The sequence below is a fragment of the Microvirga tunisiensis genome (assembly GCF_009296175.1).
In the GTDB taxonomy this organism is placed as follows: Bacteria; Pseudomonadota; Alphaproteobacteria; order Rhizobiales; family Beijerinckiaceae; genus Microvirga; species Microvirga tunisiensis.
In genome coordinates this window covers 1-1,074 of record NZ_VOSK01000833.1, presented here as the reverse complement: position 1 = coordinate 1,074, position 1,074 = coordinate 1, and the positions used below count along the sequence as shown (strand labels likewise).

1 protein-coding gene is annotated in these 1,074 nt (G+C 64.7%); it reads right to left on the bottom strand.

Annotation, left to right across the window (positions count from 1 at the left end):
- The coding region (locus tag FS320_RS43975) for an IS1182 family transposase (RefSeq protein WP_152718730.1) at positions 1-1,074 on the bottom strand (1,074 nt) is incomplete at both ends.

Genomic DNA, 1,074 nt, shown 5'->3' with positions numbered 1-1,074 from the left:
TGTCCGGCGAGCATTGGGGCTTGAGGGCACAGGCTGAACAGGCGGTCAGGTTGCGGTCATGATCGATATTGTCCCGGCGGTCTGAGCGCACCTTGCCCTTCGTCAGATGCTGACCCGCCGGGCAGGTGTAGTGGTCATGCTCGGCGTCATAGACGACGTCCTGCCCGGTAAACAGGCCGCGCTTGGTGTTGCCGGAGGTCAGCGTCTTGGGAACGCAGGGCAGCACGCCGGTTCCTTCGCAGGCCAGCACCTCGTCACCATTGAAAGAGCCGCGATCGGCCAGCGCCGTGACTTCCTCGCACGTCATCACGTCTTGGGCTTGCCGTCCCATCGCGAGCAGTTGGGTGCGGTCGTTGCCGACATTGGTCACCTCGTGCGCCACGATGAGGTGGTGCTCGGCCTCCACCGCCATCTGGACGTTGTAGCCAACAATGCCGGTGCCCTTGCCGCTGGTGGCCATTGAACGGGCATCCGGATCGGTGAGGGAGATCTGCTGGTCGGGCGCGGCCTCCACCTGCTGCTGCATCTCCTTCAGAGACTGCATCGACCGGCGCAGGCCTTCGATCTTCTCCTTCAGGCGGGCCGTCTTGGCCTCGGCCACATCGTTGTCCTGCCGGTCGGCCCGATCGAGCGCCGCCAGGTAGCGGGCGATGCTGGCCTCGACCTGCTCGATGCGCTTGGCCACCTTGGCCACGGTGAAGTTCTTGTCCCGATTGTTGACGGCCTTGAACTTGGAGCCGTCGATGGCCACCACCGCCCGGGTGAACAGGTTGAGCTTGCGGCACAGCACGACGAACTGCGCACACGCCGCGCGGATGGCCGGGCCATTGTCGCGGCGGAAGTCGGCGATGGTCTTGAAGTCGGGCATCAGCCGGCCGGTCAGCCAGATCAGCTCGAGGTTGCGCTGGGTCTCGCGTTCCAGCCTCCGGCTCGACTGAATGCGGTTGAGATAGCCGTAGATGTAGATCTTGAGCAGGGTGGCGGGATGATACGCTGGGCGGCCCGTCACCTCCGGCACGATGCCGGCAAAGCCCAGGGCCGCGAGGTCCAACTCGTCGATGAATGCCTCAACAA